The sequence below is a fragment of the Sedimentibacter sp. B4 genome, assembly GCF_000309315.1.
GTDB lineage: Bacteria > Bacillota > Clostridia > Tissierellales > Sedimentibacteraceae > Sedimentibacter > Sedimentibacter saalensis.
Window position 1 is genome coordinate 1 of sequence record NZ_CANG01000024.1, and the last position, 1052, is coordinate 1052.

Below are 1052 nucleotides of genomic sequence, written 5' to 3' on the forward strand. Positions count from 1 at the left end.
ATGATGGTTCCTTATATTGGCAGGGGATGAGGGAATCGAACCCCCACTAATGGTTTTGGAGACCACTGTAATACCACTTTACCAATCCCCTATATAAATGGCGGAGAAGGAGGGATTTGAACCCTCGCATCCTTATCAGATCTACTCCCTTAGCAGGGGAGCCTCTTCGGCCACTTGAGTACTTCTCCAAATTTGGCGGAGAGGGTGGGATTCGAACCCACGCGGGCTTTCACCCAAACGGTTTTCAAGACCGCCTCGTTATGACCGCTTCGATACCTCTCCAAAATTGGTGATCCATCGGCGATTCGAACGCCGGACACCTTGATTAAAAGTCAAGTGCTCTGCCTGCTGAGCTAATGGATCGGAATATTTAATTTTATAAATGGCTGGGATGGCAGGATTCGAACCTACGCATACTAGAGTCAAAGTCTAGTGCCTTACCGCTTGGCGACATCCCATTAATTTTCTTTGGCTGGGGTAGTAGGATTTGAACCCACGGATGCCAGAGTCAGAGTCTGGTGCCTTACCGCTTGGCGATACCCCATTAATGATGAACCCAGAGGGATTCGAACCCCCGGCACACGGATTAGAAGTCCGTTGCTCTATCCAACTGAGCTATGAGTCCACAGTTATTTGTTATATGGAGCGGGTGAAGGGAATCGGACCCTCGCGACCAGCTTGGAAGGCTGGGGCTCTACCATTGAGCTACACCCGCATAATGTATTTATGCATTTGTTTTTTTCTATTTCATGTGAGTCATAGTCTTCCTGACTAAGCGATTCGCACTAAATCGAAAATCTTGATTTGGGCTCTCTGCTTATACCATTGAGCTACACCTACATAATAATTATATAATTTTGATGGAGCGGAAGACGAGATTCGAACTCGCGACCCTCGCCTTGGCAAGGCGATGCTCTACCACTGAGCCACTTCCGCAAAATTGGTGGAAGAGATTGGATTCGAACCAATGAAGGCGGTGCCAACGGATTTACAGTCCGTCCCCTTTAGCCACTCGGGAACTCTTCCTCAATAATTTTATATTTAATTAATGG

At 47.3% G+C, this 1052-nt stretch carries 10 tRNA genes; all 10 read right to left on the bottom strand.

Features of this window, described 5'->3' with window-relative positions:
* Positions 1-17: 17 nt before the first annotated feature.
* Positions 18-91 (bottom strand) — tRNA-Trp (locus BN358_RS04395).
* 7 nt (positions 92-98) lie between these two features.
* Positions 99-188, bottom strand: a tRNA-Ser gene (locus tag BN358_RS04400).
* A 5-nt stretch (positions 189-193) separates the two neighbouring features.
* Positions 194-282, bottom strand: a tRNA-Ser gene (locus BN358_RS04405).
* Positions 283-287: 5 nt separating this feature from the next.
* A tRNA-Lys gene (locus BN358_RS04410) sits at positions 288-363 on the bottom strand.
* Between the two features lie 20 nt (positions 364-383).
* Positions 384-458: transfer RNA gene (locus tag BN358_RS04415), tRNA-Gln, on the bottom strand.
* Positions 459-469: 11 nt separating this feature from the next.
* Positions 470-544 (bottom strand) — tRNA-Gln (locus BN358_RS04420).
* Between the two features lie 7 nt (positions 545-551).
* A tRNA-Arg gene (locus BN358_RS04425) sits at positions 552-625 on the bottom strand.
* A gap of 16 nt (positions 626-641) precedes the next feature.
* Positions 642-715, bottom strand: a tRNA-Gly gene (locus BN358_RS04430).
* Positions 716-861: 146 nt separating this feature from the next.
* Positions 862-936 (bottom strand) — tRNA-Gly (locus tag BN358_RS04435).
* A gap of 5 nt (positions 937-941) precedes the next feature.
* Positions 942-1026: transfer RNA gene (locus BN358_RS04440), tRNA-Tyr, on the bottom strand.
* Positions 1027-1052: the final 26 nt, after the last annotated feature.